Here is an 18,478-nt window from a genome sequence, read left to right as displayed (position 1 = left end):
TAATGGCTTTTGGCTGGCTAATGCTGAGCATAAGCTCACCGTTAGCTCACAGCAAGGAGCAGGAGTCAGCCGGAAATGTTGTGCTGTTACATGGTTTGGCTCGCACAGCAGGCTCAATGGATTCGATGGAAAAACATCTGAACAAAGCAGGGTATAAGGTATGCAATATTGATTATCCTTCCCGCAAACATCGTATCGAGAATCTGACCAGCGAATTTGTTGTACCAGAAATCCAACAATGTTTCGGTGATGTTTTAACACCTTTGCATTTTGTCACCCATTCACTGGGAGGTATTATTGTCAGGCAACTCGCGGTGGAACATCAGCAAATCAAAATTGGCAGGGTAGTAATGTTATCGCCGCCTAATCAAGGCAGCGAAGTGGTCGACAAACTGGGCACCTGGGGCTTATTTGAATGGATAAACGGGCCTGCCGGCAAGCAACTGGGGACAACAGAAGACGCTATACCCAACCAGTTGGGACCAGCCACTTTTGAACTGGGTATTATTACTGGAAACCGCTCGATCAATCTGATCTTATCGACGCTGATTCCCGGACCCGATGATGGCAAGGTTTCCATCAAAAATGCACGATTGGATGGCATGCAGGATTTTCTGGTGGTTGAGCAAACACATCCGTTTATTATGGCGAACGATACGGTGCAATCGCAGACCCTGCATTTTCTGCAAAACGGGACTTTCCAGCATTAATTCATCATTACTTTATTGAACGGGCAAATATCCCGCTGTTTGCAGTCAAAAAACTGTTTGGGTTTTCTGCAGTCACTGTTAGGGTGAGTAATCGTATTTTAGGAGAACCGTATGCCGTTAATGACCCGTGCAACCAGATACTTCCTGGCGTTGATATTGTTTGCCAGTGCTGCCTCTGTCATGGCCGATGACTATCAGAAGCATGACTATAAGACTCTGGTGCTGGATATTCTGATTACTGGAGATAGCTCAGTAACCGGCGATAAAGCCGAGAACGCAGAAAAGATTGCCAAGTTCAGTGAACATCTGCGAAATGAATTAGACGATAAGACGCAGTTTAATATCATCAACGATGCCGATTCTCTGACGAAAGTTAAAGCGTTTGATGAAAAGCACGATCTGCATTATTGCAATGGTTGTGAACTTACCTTAGCGAAAGAGCTGGGTGCAGAGTTGGTGATTGTGCCAAATGTATTTCGTATGAGTCATCTGATTTCAACATTACATGTTGAGTTTAAAGAAGTAGAGTCAGGAAAGCTGATAAAGCGTAAATCCTATGATTTTCGTGGCAACACTGATCAGGCCTGGGAACGTGCAATTAAATATGCCATGCGTGATTTAAAGGACTGGAATAGAGATTAATTTAGGGTCTGTTTATCTGCTTTACCAACAAAAACCCCGGCTTTAAGCCGGGGTTTTTTATGAATTAAAGTAATTTTTAACCCTGCATAAAGCAGGAATAAACCCTACTTAATTTTTTCAAACGCCGCATTTTCATGACGGATAATTGAAATAATCAATCCGGCAATAATGGCGGCTGTGCCGATTGCAAATAGCACCAAAGCAAAAGGGTTATCTGCAAAGGTAAAATAGGCACTGACGTTTTCCCAGGTTGTAATTGAACTTCCCATAATAATGCTCCTTAGGTTTCAGAATTGGCTAATTTGTTAGGCACTTCACTGGTGGTCAGATCCGTCATAGCGGGTACGCCGCCTTCCGGATAAGGTTTAGCCAGGAGTTCAACCTCATCAATACCGATATCTTCGCAAGCTTCAGGTACACGCAGGCTGTTGGCTTTTTTCAGTAAGAATGACAAGCCATACCCTGGTACAAAGCCCATCAGCCCCATTACTGCAGCCCCGATGAGCTGGCCAACAAAGCTAATTTCCGGTAAACCTTCTGCATTAGGTGTTCCACCGGCAAATACACCGACCAGAACAACCGCAACAACACCTGTGAAACCATGAACACTGACAGCGCCGACCGCGTCATCAATACCACGTTTTTCCAGGAACTTGGCAAATTGAACTGCCACGATACCAGTAGTCACGGCAATGATGAACGCAAGTGAAGGAGAGTAGATATCCAGACCAGCTGCTACAGAGATAATACCGACCAGACCACCAGACATGGTCCAGAATGGGTCACGTGTAGCGATGTAGCAACCAATAATACCTCCGGCAAATCCCATCAGCGTATTAAAAGCAAATGCTGAAAGGTTAGTAGGTGTTCCATAAATTGTGGTCCAACCTGTCTCACCACCATTAAAGATGATGCAACCACCGAGGAACCCGAAGAAACCAAAGATAATCATCATCAGGCCAATCAATGTCATTGGCAGGCTGTGAGGAGAAATGATTTGTGGCACACCGTCAATGAACTTGCCTTTACGAGCACCCAGGTTCATCAAAACACCCAGAGTAAAGAAACCCGCTACAGCATGTACAACGCCAGAAGCACCGACATCGTGATAACCAAATTCGGTTAACAACCAGCCATCTGGATGCCAGCCCCATGCGCCTGCCATAATCCAGACCACACCACCCAGGAAAATAGTCAGTATGAGAAACGCACTGACCCGTATCCTTTCAATAACCGCCCCGGAGAGTATTGACCCGGTTGTGGCCCCGAATAAGGCAAATGCTGCCCAGAAAATCCCGGTTCCCATATCCTGAACATCAGGACCCATACTGGCAGCCCATGGTAATGCAGCTGCTGCTTCAATCGGGACAAAACCATTAGGAAATGCGTTATAAATCCACCAGCCAAACAGATAAAATGCCGGAATAATCAGTGCGATAGCAAGAATATTCTTGATACCGGCTGCAAGTGCGTTTTTACTTCGTGAAGCGCCCATTTCATAGGCCAGAAAGCCTGCATGTATCATTAACATGATGGCAGTACACCACCAATAAAAAACTTCTACATTCATGGCCTGATGCATTTCGAATACAGCTTGCTGGGCATCTAACGCTGCCTGCAAGGATTCTAGTGTTGGCGAGTTTTCCATCTTACTATCCTCATTTTAGTTAAAGTCATTTCCCGTTTACCCCTTTTCGGTCAACTTTGTTGTCCAGCAAAAAGCTGGTTTGAACGGCGCTGCTATCAAGGACTTTTTCAAGCGATCGATCCTTGATAGCAACACCAGAACACTGGAGCCTGCGAGCTTCACTCAGCAGATAAAGGCATTTGTGTGCTGCAGTAGCATAGGAAAGCCCAGCTTGCCGCACGTTGGAGATACAATTTCGTTTGTCATCGGTCAGGCCACGTTTAGGCGACCAGGTCATATACAAGCCAAGACTGTCCGGCGAACTGAGACCGGGACGTTCGCCAATCAGCATCAATACCGCCTTGGCATTAAGTGCTTCTCCGATATCATCACCAATGGCCACGCGGCCCTGTTGAACCAAGGTGATCGGTGCCAGTGTGAAGTCCTCAATGCCGTCGATTAATATCGGCAGCAAAGCGCTAATAAAAGGCACGACATTTTGATGAATCGCAGTGGCAGATAAGCCGTCAGCAATGACCAGCGCAAGGTCATAAGGCGTTTTTGTGTAATATGGTTTCAGGCTGGTAAAACTTTCCTCATCCAACTGTCGTCCATAATCAGGACGTTGCAGATAGGTCACACGATCGATGGCTCGACTATGTAATATCAGTGGCGGTTGAGTAGTGATTTGTGGAAAATCCTGCTGCAATTGGAGCAGCTGCTGTTGCAATGTTTCAACATCCAGCTCGGTATGCACCGCATCACGAGCCTGAGCATGAGCCAGTTGAAATTCCAGAGATTCCCGGGTTGGCGTACTGACCCCGGCACGACCAAGACCAATACGAGCTGCAGTGAACTGTCTCAACTGACGCCATGGATTATGCGTCACCATGTCATCGACAGCCTTGTATTGATCCGTTATCAGCACGTCTTTATCCTCAACCATGAAAATGCCTCACGGCTGAGCTGTTCAGTGAACCGGCGAAGGCTGGAGGTAAATGATTGGTGAGTTGGGCCAGTCCAGCGTTACTCATGATTTGCATTTTTTCCAGCCACGCTTCAAATTCTGGCGCGGCACCCAGACCCAACACCCGTCGGGCATATAACGCATCATGAAATGAGGTGGTCTGATAATTGAGCATGATGTCATCTGAGCCGGGAATGCCCATCACAAATGAGCAGCCGGCCGTACCAAGCAAGGTCAGCAGATTATCCATATCATTCTGATCGGCTTCGGCATGATTGGTGTAGCAGACATCACAGCCCATTGGCAGCCCTAATAACTTGCCGCAGAAATGATCTTCCAGACCGGCGCGAATGATCTCTTTGCCATCAAACAGATATTCAGGACCGATAAATCCAACCACTGTGTTGACCAGTAAAGGACTGAATTTTCGAGCCACTGCATAAGCACGTGCTTCGCAGGTTTGCTGGTCGAGTCCATGATGAGCGTTGGCGGATAAGGAACTGCCTTGTCCGGTTTCAAAATACATCACGTTCTGGCCGACCGAGCCTCGATTCAACGATAAAGCAGCTTGTTGGGCTTCAGCCAAGATGGACAGATTAAAACCAAAGCTGCTATTAGTTTTTTCCGTTCCCCCGATCGATTGAAAAACTAAATCTACCGGAGCACCATTTTCAATACATTCCAGTGTATTCGTGACATGAGTGAGGACGCAGGATTGTGTTGGGATTTCATACAAAGAAATCACTTCATCCATAAGATTCATTAATCGCGTGGCCTGCGTCACATTATCGGTTGCCGGGTTAATACCAATAACCGCATCCCCAGAACCATATAAAAGACCATCCAGCATACTGGCCGCGATGCCATTGACATCATCGGTCGGGTGATTAGGTTGCAGTCTGGTAGACAGGCGCTTGGGTAAACCGATGGTGTTGCGAAAAGCTGTAATCACTCGACATTTCTGGGCGACCAGAATCAAATCCTGATTACGCATAATTTTGCTGACAGCAGCAGCCATTTCCGGGGTAATGCCAGCACTGATTTGTTTAAGGACTTCTGTGCTTGCGGTATCGGTTAGTAACCAATTCCGAAAATCACCTACTGTCAGATGAGAGATAACTGAAAATGCTTCTGCATCATGTTCGTCGATAATCAGACGCGTAACTTCATCATCTTCATAAGGTACTAACGTTTCATTCAGAAATGTTTTTAAAGGCACTTCAGCTAATAGCAATTGAGCGACAGCACGTTGTTCTGCTGATTCAGCAATAACACCGGCCAATCGGTCTCCCGAGCGGGCAGGGGTCGCCTTTGCCATCAATTCAGCTAAATCTGCGAATTGATAGGTTTTGCTGCCCAACTGATATCGATAGCTTTGGCTCATAAACTGCTTTAAATCCAATTAGATGGAATAAAAATTGCACCTGAATAAACAAAGTTTACAAACTATGAATGCGATATCTATACCGGCCGAATATCGAAAATCGGCAAAATAATATTGGGTTTATATTCAGTTACTTACTTAGGCAGCACCGGCATTATTATTAAAACAGGTAAAGCAGATGACCGATAATCCAGAAAAATTTGCACCTAAACAAAGCGGGACTGTATCTAAATGGTGCGTTATGGAGGCCACAGACGCCGACGAGCAGGCCCATAACCTGAAAAACTGGCAACAGCAGTATGATCAGATAAGTAACGGACGCTTTTACGGCAAAATTGAAGAAGTACTGTTTGATTCAGTCCATGCATTTCGAGAGCACACCAGCCAAACCGTAAGACAACAATGTAATGTATGGCCTAACGCAATCTGGCTGGGTTTTTCAGCAGATGAAAAATCCTGCCGTATCAATGGCCATCATGTCAGTAGTGATCATCTGATGATTCGGCCTGGCAATACCCAGTTTGAATTAGTCACCCCAGAACAATTCAATATTTTTGGCATTGTCATTAATCAAGCCACGCTTCATGCTTTCGCTCGTAAACAAGGTATCGAATTAGATAACAGTTTGTTTTATTCGCCATTGAGATTCTGGCAGTCCGACAAACTGAATTCACTGCGCTATTTGTTAAATGATGTTTTGAAGCCACAGAAAGACCATCTGATCCGACAGCATCAGGAAGATATTTTAATTATGGCAGTGCTGGAGATTCTGCAACAAAACGAGCAGCAGATTCATGAAAAACCGAGCTTTGTGAAACGCCGTGCCGTGGTAGAAAAGGTCACAGCGTATCTGGACTCACATCCGGATAAACCTCTCAGTATTACGGATCTGTGTGATCTGGCACATGTCAGTCGTCGTACCCTGCAATATTGTTTTGAAGATGTATTGGGAATAAGCCCGCTTAAATGTATGCGGATTTCAAGGCTCAATGCGGTAAGACGGATTTTGCTAAACGGGTTAGAGGACGAGCAGACCATCTCAATGATTGCCCAGCAATGGGGCTTTTTTCATGCCGGGCAGTTTACCCATGATTACACCAGTCTATTTGGTGAGAATCCTTCCGTTACAGCAATGCGCCATCAACAAGTCTTAGCGGAAAAACAGGTTATTCAAACCTGAAAGCGGTGAGCACTCGATGGTTAAGGGATGATAGCTTTCGCATAACTTTCAGTTTCAATATCTACCGTTTCCAGCGTTATAGAAGTAGTTTTTAACGCAAGTTTTTCCAACTGTTGTAATACCAGCTTGGTTAACTGTTGCTTCTGTTCTGTGGTGCGGCCGTGATGCAGACGGATAGTGACATGGATAAAATCGATACAGTCCTCCGCTAGTCGAAAATACTCATAAGCCAGTGCTCGGGTTTTAATATGGGATGACTCAAATAAAGCCGATTCCAATACCCCATGATGAACGGCCTCCACCAATAGGTCTGGTGAGATATCCAATGAGCTGGAAAATTCAATAATGCAATGTGGCATAGTGACCTATCTCAAAAGCAGATAAAGACATATCAGCACTGATATCGCTGACAAACCTAATGAAAAAAATAAGAGATTTCGATAGGTTTTAACCTGCTTTTTGGCTTCTTCAGCAGCCGTTTCAAAGCCACTGATCGCCTGCTGCATATTTTCAGCCAGCACATGAATGGATTGAGCGTTCTGTGTTGCTGCTTTTTGCAATTCTTCTATCTGTTTAACCACAACCGGATCGGCTTTGACCGCTTCGGGTTTGGCAGTAAATGCCGGTATCGCATAGGCTGCAACTTGGGCTACATACGGCGCAACAGCCTTGATAATCGGGAGAAATTGAATGGCCATAAAAAACTCTTTTTTTAGGGGTAAACAATGAACTTTAATTTTGATACAAACATCGCAAATGTTACAGAAAGCACCAAGAGTTGCGACACCCTCAAAGCGCCAATATCGGCTAAAAAGCCGCACTAATACAGCTGAAAATTCAGTTGACTCAAGCGCAGACTAGGCTTTTTTTAAACGATAAAACAGCAAAACCTTCAAGACGGGTAAAGTGCACATCAACTAGCCCTAATTTGATAAGCTATCCGACTATTCTTTATCTGTACAAAAATTCATCATTAATGAACTAAAATGGCGCGTCAATGTGACATTGTGGATTTGCTTTGGTCTATTGACCACAGGAGTTGGCGGTTCCCTTCAGAAAATTATGATCAAACCCGCTTTTAACTATTCGATCTCATACAAGGAGACATCGTGAACAAGGCACTCATTTCGGTTCTTGGCAATGACCAGCCAGGCATTATGGCAGCAGTTGCCACGGTTATTACCGAGCATGGCGGTAATATTGAAAACCTGAGCCAAACACTGCTTCAATCGGTCTTCGGCGCATTATTAATGGTTTCAATGCCAGAAGACGCTCAGTGTGAAGAATTACACAAGGCTCTCCAGCAGGTAGGCCAGAAAATGCGTTTGTCGATTCACGTTGATCCCTGGGATGAGCAACCAACACCCTGGCAGGAAAACCCGCCCGAAGTACAACCTTACATTCTGACCGTAATCGGCCCGGATCGACGGGGTCTGGTGGCTGAAGTATCCACCCAACTCGCCCGTCATGGGGTGAATATCACCAATATTCAGGCGATTTTCAAAGGCGGTAAGAATCCGATGGATAATCTGATGGTGTTTGAAGTTGATGTACCGCGTTCAACCATCATGCAGGATTTGCGTGATGCACTCCATGAAGTCGGCCAGAGACTGGATATCGAAATTGATACGCAACATCGCAAGATCTTCGAATCCGTGAGCAACATCAGTAATTAAGGAACCTCTCATGCTCAACGAAAAAGACATTATTTCAACTTTGATGATGGTGCGGGAACAAAACCTGGATCTTCGCACCGTCACTGTTGGCATCAACCTGACCGATTGCGTCAGTCATGATCTGGAAACATTCAAACGTAAAATTTACGACAAAATCACCCGTTATGCTGGCCAATTGGTGGCTTCCTGTAACCGCATTGAAAGACGCTACGGTATTGAAGTTGCCAATAAACGTATTTCCATCAGCCCAATCGGTGTTGTCGGTGCACCTTTCAGTTCAGAACAATTAGTTGAGGTTGCCGTAACGCTTGATAAAGCGGCGCATGAACTGGGTGTGGATTTTATTGGTGGTTTCACTGCTTTGGTAGAGAAGGGCATGAGTAAGGGCGATCAGGCTTTGATCGAAGCCATTCCACAGGCGCTGACGGAAACGCAACGAATCTGTTCATCCGTCAATGTGGCCAGTACGCGTGCCGGTATCAATATGGACGCGATTCTCAAGATGGGCCAAATCATCAAACAGGCTGCAGAGCTCACTGCAGACGATGATGGCCTGGCCGCTGCGAAATTAGTGGTCTTTGCCAATATTCCTCAGGATGTGCCGTTTATGGCCGGTGCTTATTTAGGCATCGGTGAAGCAGATGCGGTTGTCAGTGTTGGTGTCAGTGGTCCCGGTGTAGTTAAAGCGGCTTTGGAAAAAGCCTTGGCTGAAGATGAAAATATGGATCTGAGCCGTGCGGCGGATGTCATTAAACAAACCGCAGCCAGACTGACACGTGCTGGTGAGTTGGTGGGCCGTGAAGTGGCACAATTACTCAATCTGCCATTTGGTATTGTCGACTTGTCGTTGGCACCGACACCGAATCGTAATGACAGTGTTGGTGAAATCTTTGAAGCGATTGGAATACCGGCGTTTGGTGCGCCAGGCAGTACCGCGTTTTTATCCATGCTCAATGATGCAGTGAAAAAAGGTGGTGCGTTTGCCAGTTCACATGTGGGTGGATTAAGTGGTGCGTTTATTCCGGTTTGTGAAGATTTGACCATTGCTGAGTCGGCTGCAAACGGTACCTTGAATCTTGAAAAGCTCGAAGCCATGACGGCTGTCTGTTCGGTTGGTCTGGATATGGTGGCTTTACCTGGAGATACTTCAGCTGAAATGCTATCAGCGATTATTGCTGATGAAATGGCAATTGGTGTTATCAACAAAAAAACCACAGCAGCAAGATTGATTCCAGCACCCGGCAAAAAAGCAGGTGATATTGTGCGGTTTGGTGGTCTGTTGGGTGAAGGTCCAGTGATGGCTGTCAATATGGGGAATCAGGAAAACCGCTTTGTTCGCTTAGGTGGCCGTATTCCGGCACCGATTCAAAGCCTGGTGAATTGATTTAATGTCCCACGCCAACGATGTTGGCGTGGGCATTTTCCGAATCTTAAATTGAATGAAAAAACTTGTTTTACAGTTTGTCATCCAACAGTGGGATAAATCCCAACTCACAGAACATCATGAAAATTTAAGACAGGCGCTACCTGATCGTTATCACCTTAGTAATGAGGTGTCAGCATTAGTTGATGATAGAGTGCTGTTGGAACAATTTGGTGATGACGTTTCCGGTAATCGTCTTCAATATCTGCTGCTAGAAGATCAATTGTTAATTGACCGCTTTCGTTTTGATCTCGTCGCCCAGACAGTTGAATTCAAACCCCGTTTACAGGCTGATGAACCACCGATATTACTCACTTCACTAAAAGAAGGCTGGATACAGTGTCAGTACCAATGGCGCTACCGAATGGATGAAGGCGGTTATATTTACTGGCTTTATGAAAATGTGGTCGTAAATGTCTGTTTCGCAGAACAACTCGACCCAGGTGTTTTTGTAAACTCATCTCCCACCCAACGTTTTACATCTCTGCTGAGCTGATACATCTAACTCTCGCAAAAACCATAAAGCGTATTCACTTTAATTCATGCGAGAGGATGAGATGGAGAGCACAGGTTTTTAATGACGAAATCTTTATAATTGCATTAAATTTCTAGGGGACAATTTATTTTCTTTCCGTAAGGTAAAAGTCTCTGGTTTTAGTGAAAATTATCCCTTGTAATTAGAAGGTAATATGCCTAAGATGCCCCGGCATTCTGAGATGGTTAAAATTAATTAACTGTTCTGCTTAACTATTTTTAATTATCTGTCTAGAGTCAGTAATCCCTTGAAATTATTAAAATTAATCGGTAAAAAACAGACGGGGTATTGACCATCTATCTAATGAACACCTCAGCCAAACCAAAGCTTGAAAGCCTCTCGTGAACAGCTATGTAGCCGATACTTCACCGGTTGCTATAGTGAAGTTTTGTTTGCAGTCTAAACAGCAGATAGCAATTCTCGACAGTACAGCTTCGATAATTGATATTTTTGGTTTTACTGCAGCAGAAATTATTGAAGATGCCTCATCGGCTTGGATGAGCGTTGATTTTGATGATCGTGGCATTATTCTGCAGAAAATGGCTGATTCAGCCCAAACGATGCAACCTCTGAATCTGGGATGGCATGTGTTACATCCGCAGAAAGGTAAGATTTTGGTGGATTGCAAAGCTATGCCGGAAGAGGATTCAGAAATGGGTACGGTATGGCATGGTTATTTTCAAAATATCACCGAACTTAAACGCACCGAGCAGGAAAATAAATCCCATCTGTGGTTTCTTGAATGTCTGGATCAGGTCAACCGGGCCATACAGGGAACCAATGATCTTGAGCAGATGATGAGTGATGTTCTGGCAGCGATCCTATCGTGTTTTGAATGTGATAGAGCATGGCTGTTATATCCTTGTGATCCAACAAGTCCCACCTGGCATATCCCCATGGAGCAGACTACTCCTGACTATCCCGGTGGTCTGGCTGCTGGAATAGATTTCCCAATGACAGAGCAGGCTGCCCAAGGGCTGCAAACCTATCTGGCCTCCAGCGAACCAGTAACGCTGATAACTTCTATCGAGAGTCCTGAAGCCCCAGAGTTTCTGAGAGAACATTATATTCGCTCAGTCATCGGTATGGCCATTTATCCAAAAACCGGTAAACCCTGGGTGTTTGGTTTGCATCAATGTTCGTATGAGCGAGAGTGGACCAACGACGAAAAACGTTTATTCAGTGAAATCGGTCATCGTTTGTCTGATGGCTTGACCAGCTTGCTAATATATCGCGATCAACGTGAAAGTGATGAGCGCTTTCGGCAAGCTTTTGAATTTGCTGCGATTGGAATGGGCGTGTTGTCCTTAAGTGGTCAGTGGTTACGCGCCAATCATTCCATTTATGAAATGTTCGGCTATTCAGAAACTGAATTACTGCAAATGACCTATCAGGAAATGACTCACCCCGATGATTTGCAAAAAGGACAAGCGGAGCTTGATCGGCTGATTGTTGAGCAAATTCCCTATATGCAGATTGAAAAACGTTATCGGCATCAAAACGGGGACTATTTCTGGGCGAGACTCACAGCCAGTATTGTCAGAGGAACAAACAACCAGCCGCTCTATTTCGTTTCACAGATTGAAGATATTGAAGAGCGTAAGAAATCTGATCAAAGCATCGCACTGTTAAATTTTGCTATCAATCAGGTAAAAGAGTGCATTTATATGGTTGATAGAAAGGGAGGCATCAAATATGTCAATCATGAAAGCTGCCATACCATGGGATACAGCTACGAAGAGTTAATAGCGATGTCGGTCCCGCAGATTGATCCTAACTTCTCTCAGCAGGTGTGGGATGAACATTGGCAAGCACTCAAACAAGAAGGTTCTGTTCGTTTGGAAACCCTTCATAAAACAAAAAATGGCAGGATCATTCCAGTCGAGGTGAATGCCAACTATTTTGAATATGGTGGTATTGGTTACAACCTGGCTTTAACGCATGACATCACGGAAAGAAAAGCGGTTGAAAATGCTTTGCGTGAGCAGGAAGAACGTTTCCGGCAGCTTGCCGATAATATTGAGGAAGTTGTCTGGCTGACCGACCTCTCAATGGGTCATCTGCTTTATATTAGTCCTGCCTATCAAAGCATCTGGGGACGCAGCTGTGAAAGCCTTTATGAAAAGCCATCGTCCTGGTTGGAAACCATTCATCCTGAAGATATCAATAACGTCAGTCAGGCACTTGCTCAAGGCAAAGTGACTGGCGAATACGATATCGAATTTCGCATTGTTCGTCCTGATAGCAGCATTCGTCATATTCAACAAAGAGCCTTTCCGATATTGAATGAAGCTGGCGAAGTGTATCGAATTGCCGGTACCGCCCAGGATATAACAGAACGGAAAGAGCAGGAAGCACACATTGAATATCTTGCCTATCATGATTCATTAACCGCTTTACCAAACCGTTTATTGACAATGGATCGTCTGGGGCATGCAATTACCCATGCTACTCGTCATGCCGATGTACTGGCTGTTTTATTTCTGGATTTGGATCGTTTCAAAACCATCAATGATTCACTTGGTCATCAGGCAGGTGACTTGCTGTTACAGCAGGTTGGTTCACGCCTGCTTGGAGTATTACGCGAAGAAGATACTATCGGCCGGGTGGGAGGTGATGAATTTCTGATTTTGCTCCCCAGTATTAATACACCTGACGATGTGGCACATGTCGCCCAAAAGCTACTCGACATTTTATCTCCACCCTTTATGGTCGTAGGTCATCAATTACATGTTAATGCCAGCATTGGGATCAGTTTGTGCCCCCGAGATGCAGTCAATGCTGAAACATTAGTGAAATATGCTGATACAGCGTTATATCTGGCAAAAGAGCAAGGCCGAGGCGTTTTCCGTTTCTTCAGTCCCGAACTGGATGATCGGGTTCATGCACGACTGCAATTGGAAAATGATTTACGAAATGCGATGCATACAAACCAGCTGTACTTGCATTTTCAGCCGTTAATGGATTTAGCGACGGGAGAATGCATTGGTACAGAAGCGTTACTAAGGTGGTCTCATCCTAAAATCGGCCTCATATCTCCAGCCACTTTTATTCCGGTTGCGGAAGAAACAGGTTTGATCTTACCGATTGGTGATTGGGTTTTACGGACCGCCTGCCTGCAGGCAAAAAAATGGTTCGAGGCCGGTAAAACGAATTTTCGGATGGCAGTTAATCTGTCACGCAGACAATTGGACTATGTCGACCTAGCTACAGATATAAAACGAATTCTTGATGAGACAGGTTGTCCGGCACATCTATTGGAGCTGGAGGTCACCGAATCCAGTGCCATGCAGAACCCTGAACAGGCTATTGTTATCTTAAACTCGCTTCATGAAATGGGCATTTGTCTGGCAATTGATGATTACGGAACTGGCTACTCAAGTCTGGCCTATTTAAAACGTTTCCCGTTTGATCGACTTAAAATTGATCGATCATTTATTGATGGTATCCCAGATGATGCTGATGATATGAGCATTGTGCATACAACCATTATTCTGGCGAGACAATTGCGTTTAACGGTGATTGCCGAAGGCGTGGAAACCCAGGCCCAGTGTGATTTTCTCAAGAAACATCAATGTGATGAAATTCAGGGCTATCTGTACGCAAAACCAATGTCGAGTGAAGATGTCGAAACCCGGTTTGGATTCATCAACACATCCCCTGATTGATCTGTACTGTGGAGTAATCATTCAACTTTTATGAGTTGAAATGATGTGTTCTTTAGCGCAACTGGCCAGGCCAATAAATAAAATGGCAAAAATTATAGTGGTTAACCACAGCTACGTAGCGGCCCAAAGGCTGATAAAAACTAAAACAGCAAAACCAGGACGATGCCATCAATGAATGACCGCAAGCGGTTTTTCCTGACGTTTAAGTGAATAATTCCGACGGTTCATGAATAACTGCACAGATTGATAGCACGAACAGGTCGATAGCTTAGTAGTTACAGACTGGTGAGATGCTTGTCAGATGCCCGACAACACGTAAGAATATGTTATGGATAAACCTCTTCTTGATTCATTTAGCGAATACGTAGACTTACTGCTCGACGCCATTTGTGCTGTGGATGAAGACAGCCGGATTATCTATATCAGCAATGGAGCGCATCGCGTTTTCGGCTATCCAGCCGAAGAATTGATAGGCAAAAGAATGCTGGATCTGCTTCATCCCGAAGATCATAATAAAACCCAGCAAAGTATTGATAGTGTTATGCAGGACAAACATGTCCTGGATTTTGAGAACCGCTATATACGAAAAGATGGCCAGGTGGTGCATCTGCTGTGGTCCACCAGTTGGTCAGACAAGCACAAAATGCGATTGGGCGTTGCCCGTGATATCACCCGCATTAAAGCCGCAGAGGAAATGCAAAATTCGCTGATTGCGATATCAGACACTGCGCACCGAACCAACGGTATCAAACAGATCTGCCAGCAAATTCTCTTTCATCTCGACTCTCATATCTCCATCGCGACCTTCGGCGTCGAAGTTTCGCCCATAAATGATTCTAAATGGCACACTATTTTTGAGAGTGTGGGCGGCTGTATGCACATGCTGAAAAATGAGGTGAAGCTTCGTATTGCCAGTGATAATCAAATCGTGCTCCAAAAAATTGATGACAAATTAATGTTATTAGTGCCGCTGGAGTTTGATGAAGAGTCTCACGGCATTATTGGCCTGGCTTTAATGGAACAAGATTATTCGCTGAATGAAAATGATCGAGCGTTATTAACTTTTACCGCTTTACAGGTTGCCACCGCCATTGAACGCCATCAACGATTTGAACGACTGCAACACTTGGCTTTATATGATGCGTTAACCGGCTTGCCTAACCGTGAATTATTTCAGGATAGGGTGCAACGTTCATTATTAAGAGCCAAGCGTGAACAAAACCATTTTGCTCTGATGTATATGGACCTGGATAAATTCAAAGAGGCCAATGACACTTATGGTCATGCGGCAGGGGATTATCTGTTAAAGGAAGTAGCAGGACGCATTACGGATTGTGTGCGAGAAACCGATACCGTCGTAAGATTTGGTGGAGACGAATTTGTCGTGCTACTGGAAACGGTGGAAAATCGCTTGGGTGCATTAGGAGTAGCCGAAAAAATCCGCTTGGCACTGGCAGAGCCCTATGAATGGCAAGAACATGAAATAGAACTTTCTGTCAGTATTGGTATCGCGCTGTTTCCTGAGCAGGGAGAGGATATCACCCAGCTCCTAGCCGCCGCCGATGAAGCCATGTACAAAGCCAAAAAGCGTGGAAAAAACTGTATTCGTTGAACAGTTCAACGATTGTTTAAGTTGCCCCTGGAAGTGCGATTTTGTTTTATCCATTTCTCTTCGAACTCACTAATGGTGAGAGGGTAGGAGAAGAAATAACCCTGAGCATAATCACAGCCTAAGATTTTTAATTCATTCGCTGTTTCTTCATCTTCAACACCTTCAGCCAAGGTTTTCATACCAAAAATCTGTGCCGTTGAAATGATGGTTTTAACGATCGCCATATTTTTACTGTCATGGAGCATATTGCGGATATAAAACATATCGATTTTGAGAATGTCAGCCTCAATGTTTCGCAGGTAGCTGAGCGAAGAATGTCCCATCCCAAAATCATCAATCGCCAGAACAAAGTTTTCCTGTTTGAGTTTTTTAATGATTTCTATCGCAGTTTCGGGGTCATACATGATTCCGGTTTCGGTCAGTTCCAGCTCAAAATCCGTCGGGCTTAAACCTGATTGTTTTACCTCGGCAATAAATTCATCAATGAAAACCAAATCATCAATACTTTTAGCAGAAATATTGATTGCCATGCGAATCCCCTGATCCGTAAACAAAGTATGACCTTGTTTTTTCCAGGCGTTCAGGGCATGAGCCGTTAACTGTAAAACCAGTTTAGTGACTTCATTGATTAAGCCGCGTTCTTCGGCAATAGGAATAAATACACCGGGGGGAACACTACCCAGAGTGCTGTCATCCCAGCGTAACAGTATTTCGGCACCGGTAAGTTGATGGGTCTGAGCATTAACTTGAGGTTGAATTCGGATAGAGAAACTATCGGGATCAAATTTCAGTGAATATTCAATCCGTTTCGCGATGAGGGATCGGCGTTGGATTTCTTCGCCAAGTTTTACGTTAAAAAAGTAACTGGGTTGTGATTTTTCTTTAGCAATATCCAAGGCGATTGCGGCACCCCGGGTAAGCGTTTCAAAGGTCTCTGCATCTTGTGGAAATAAAGCAATACCAGTTCGGGTATTCACCATGACTTTTGAGTCTGCAATCGTGAAAGGTGCCTTTAATGTATCCTGCAATCGTGCCACCATCATTGCTGCGGCATCGGCAGATTTCACTGCTGCTGCCAAGGCAAAGACTTCACCATTGATTCTGGCAAGCGAATCAAATTCCCGATCAATTGCTCTTTGATCGATATCGAAATTTCTGTGGTCATCGCTAAAAACATAACGTATCAAGGTATCGGCACTTCTGATGGTACTGGCAATACGTCGGCCGACAGCGTGCAACAAATCATCCCCGGCGATATAACCAAGTGTTTCTTTCACATCTTCGTGATTGACCAAATCGAGGTAAACAACTGCGATGGTGTAGTTAAAGCGTTTAGAGAGTTCCAGCAGATGTTTGACACGATCACTAAACAGATTTTTGTTGGCAAGCCCGGTTAATTCATCAAAATACGCCAATTGTTTAATTCTATTTTCTTTGGCCCTGATTTCAGTCAAGTCGCGCCACACCACCTGAATGCAAGCCTCTCCATGAAAGATAACTGGGGTCAGGGTTACCTCGGTAGGTGTATTCTCACCATGGATGGTGTTTTGCAGCCATTCAAAGCGTTGATAGCCCTCAGTCAATGCTTTGGAAATATAATGTTTGGCAAGATGTTTACTGGATTCCCCTACTTGGTTTGCAGGAGAAATCTTTAATGGAGATAGACCGATCAAATCCTGACGTGATGACACGCCATAAAGCTTAACGGCGGCATCATTACATTCGGTAATGACCATATCTTTGTTAATGATCCCGATCGCATCAGCTGATTTTTGCAATAAAATCGCAATCTGTGTTTCATTTTGCTGACGTAATTCATCGTTTTCATGCAAAGTTTCGGTTAATTGATCACGTAGTTTCCGTGCCTCATACAGGCTTTCCAAGGTTTCCAGAATGGGCGTCAGACGTTTTACTGTCTTCTCGGTGTAACCTTCTTCGGCATTTGCCAGCCCTATCATGCCGACAATATTGCCATTGTGATAGAAGGGGAGACCCATATAGGAGTTCAATGTGGGATGCCCTTCGGGAACGCCCCCAGAACGGCTATCTGAATTTGGTGAATTGGCAATAACCGGTTTACCGGTGGTCATAACGCTGCCAAGCAAGTTATGGTGGTTATGAAACTCCAGTCCATTAGCCTGATTGGATTCATACAACGCCCGGGTTTCATCATTCCATGCAATATTAGTCAGCGCTCGAAGCTTCAGATATGGGGCATCATTCTCGTCATTTAGTACATCGCCAATCAAACCAAAAGCACTATTGGTGAATTCGATGAGCTCGTTTAACAGCAACTCCAAAGCACTGTCATAGGATGCATTCAGAATAAAAGCCTTTTGAATACGATCGATGGTTTGTTGCAGATTTAATTGATCCTCATATTTATCAGAAACTTCTTGTCTGGCAGCATGGATCGACTTATGACTTGCATACATGTATGCATCAAATGCCAGAGTAATATCTAATAAGGCAACCTTGTATAAAGCGTTGATGGAGGGTTCAATTAAAGCGGGCGTTTGTGAGAGGATTTTAGCAATGTAATGGCAGGTCAGTTCTAGGTAAACGGCGTAAGAGCCAATGTACCACTGCGTTGTCAGACCCACTCGTTCATGGGCAATACCAACACGAATACGATCCTTGGCGTAATCCAGGTCATATTCACCAGCAGTCAGTCTACGAAAATAAGTTTTTTGGGTGGATTGTAGTCGGGCTCGGACTTCAGGATCTGCCAGTAACTCCTGAGCAAAATCGAATGACATCAAATGGTCGTAAAATGCGTTAATCAACTCGGTTTCATAGATCTGCAGGGGCACATGCAAGGCAAGAAGTAGCTCAATGTCTTCAGTACGTAGGCGGATCAAATCCTTGCGGTTGTGAAAACTCGTCTCATTGAGCGATATATGTCCAAATATATCTTCCATCGCGTGCATCATCCTTAGCATCCATTTTTCTAAGAGCCGCTTTGCAGAGCTAAAGTTTCAACTTTTTAATCAATTGATGACTAATTTAGTCAACTATTTATGCGGTGTTTAAAATATACTGCTTTTACGTGAA

General features: G+C 44.5%; 15 protein-coding genes. 8 read left to right on the top strand and 7 right to left on the bottom strand.

The annotated features are described in order from the left end of the window. Positions 1–2: 2 nt before the first annotated feature. Positions 3–710, top strand: a complete 708-nt coding sequence (locus tag AC08OG_RS09195) for an esterase/lipase family protein (RefSeq protein ID WP_439503442.1) — start codon at positions 3–5, stop codon at positions 708–710. 111 nt (positions 711–821) lie between these two features. Continuing rightward, positions 822–1,352 carry a DUF3280 domain-containing protein gene (locus AC08OG_RS09190; RefSeq protein WP_439503441.1) on the top strand — a complete coding sequence of 177 codons (531 nt, stop codon included), beginning with the start codon at positions 822–824 and terminating at the stop codon, positions 1,350–1,352. 104 nt (positions 1,353–1,456) lie between these two features. Here AC08OG_RS09190 and AC08OG_RS09185 read toward each other — a convergent pair whose 3' ends face one another. The 4 genes from AC08OG_RS09185 to AC08OG_RS09170 are packed head-to-tail and all read right to left on the bottom strand — an operon-like array spanning position 1,457 to position 5,330. Then, entirely contained in the window at positions 1,457–1,621 is a 165-nt protein-coding gene (locus AC08OG_RS09185; protein ID WP_292399202.1) for a hypothetical protein, read from the bottom strand. A gap of 11 nt (positions 1,622–1,632) precedes the next feature. Next, positions 1,633–3,000, bottom strand: a complete 1,368-nt coding sequence (locus tag AC08OG_RS09180; RefSeq protein WP_292357383.1) for an ammonium transporter — start codon at positions 2,998–3,000, stop codon at positions 1,633–1,635. Positions 3,001–3,025: 25 nt separating this feature from the next. Next, positions 3,026–3,925, bottom strand: coding sequence for an ethanolamine ammonia-lyase subunit EutC (eutC, locus tag AC08OG_RS09175; protein WP_482929352.1), 900 nt, complete (start codon positions 3,923–3,925; stop codon positions 3,026–3,028). Continuing rightward, positions 3,918–5,330 (bottom strand): ethanolamine ammonia-lyase subunit EutB, encoded by a 1,413-nt coding sequence (locus AC08OG_RS09170; RefSeq protein ID WP_482929351.1) that lies wholly within the window; start codon positions 5,328–5,330, stop codon positions 3,918–3,920. The genes eutC and AC08OG_RS09170 overlap by 8 nt, the downstream gene beginning before the upstream one ends. Before the next feature lie 178 nt (positions 5,331–5,508). Here AC08OG_RS09170 and AC08OG_RS09165 point away from each other — a divergent pair, with 178 nt between their 5' ends. Then, positions 5,509–6,510 carry a helix-turn-helix domain-containing protein gene (locus tag AC08OG_RS09165; protein ID WP_482929350.1) on the top strand — a complete coding sequence of 334 codons (1,002 nt, stop codon included), beginning with the start codon at positions 5,509–5,511 and terminating at the stop codon, positions 6,508–6,510. A gap of 20 nt (positions 6,511–6,530) precedes the next feature. On the opposite strand, the gene AC08OG_RS09160 is transcribed toward AC08OG_RS09165, so the two are convergent. Beyond that, positions 6,531–6,869 carry a 5-carboxymethyl-2-hydroxymuconate Delta-isomerase gene (locus AC08OG_RS09160; RefSeq protein WP_482929349.1) on the bottom strand — a complete coding sequence of 113 codons (339 nt, stop codon included), beginning with the start codon at positions 6,867–6,869 and terminating at the stop codon, positions 6,531–6,533. A 6-nt stretch (positions 6,870–6,875) separates the two neighbouring features. Next, entirely contained in the window at positions 6,876–7,208 is a 333-nt protein-coding gene (locus AC08OG_RS09155) for a hypothetical protein (RefSeq protein WP_292399190.1), read from the bottom strand. 411 nt (positions 7,209–7,619) lie between these two features. On the opposite strand from AC08OG_RS09155, the gene AC08OG_RS09150 reads away from it, so the two are divergent. From AC08OG_RS09150 to AC08OG_RS09130, 5 genes are all read left to right on the top strand, one after another. Further along, positions 7,620–8,186 carry a glycine cleavage system transcriptional repressor gene (locus AC08OG_RS09150; protein WP_292357372.1) on the top strand — a complete coding sequence of 189 codons (567 nt, stop codon included), beginning with the start codon at positions 7,620–7,622 and terminating at the stop codon, positions 8,184–8,186. A gap of 10 nt (positions 8,187–8,196) precedes the next feature. Then, entirely contained in the window at positions 8,197–9,570 is a 1,374-nt protein-coding gene (locus AC08OG_RS09145; RefSeq protein WP_318988182.1) for a PFL family protein, read from the top strand. A gap of 55 nt (positions 9,571–9,625) precedes the next feature. Next, the gene (locus AC08OG_RS09140) at positions 9,626–10,105 is read left to right on the top strand and encodes a hypothetical protein (RefSeq protein WP_482929348.1); all 480 of its coding nucleotides are present in this window, start codon (positions 9,626–9,628) and stop codon (positions 10,103–10,105) included. A gap of 380 nt (positions 10,106–10,485) precedes the next feature. Then, complete coding sequence (locus AC08OG_RS09135; RefSeq protein WP_482929347.1) at positions 10,486–13,812, top strand: bifunctional diguanylate cyclase/phosphodiesterase; 3,327 nt, start codon at positions 10,486–10,488, stop codon at positions 13,810–13,812. A 328-nt stretch (positions 13,813–14,140) separates the two neighbouring features. Next, positions 14,141–15,424, top strand: coding sequence for a PAS domain-containing protein (locus tag AC08OG_RS09130; RefSeq protein ID WP_482929346.1), 1,284 nt, complete (start codon positions 14,141–14,143; stop codon positions 15,422–15,424). Between the two features lie 5 nt (positions 15,425–15,429). Here the strand turns inward: AC08OG_RS09130 and AC08OG_RS09125 are convergent, their stop codons facing one another. Further along, a complete protein-coding gene (locus AC08OG_RS09125; RefSeq protein ID WP_482929345.1) occupies positions 15,430–18,345 on the bottom strand; it encodes an EAL domain-containing protein in 2,916 nt (971 codons plus the stop codon). Positions 18,346–18,478 lie beyond the last annotated feature (133 nt).

The sequence above is a fragment of the Methylophaga sp. F7 genome (assembly GCF_056863975.1).
This window is presented reverse-complemented; position numbering and strand designations above follow the sequence as displayed.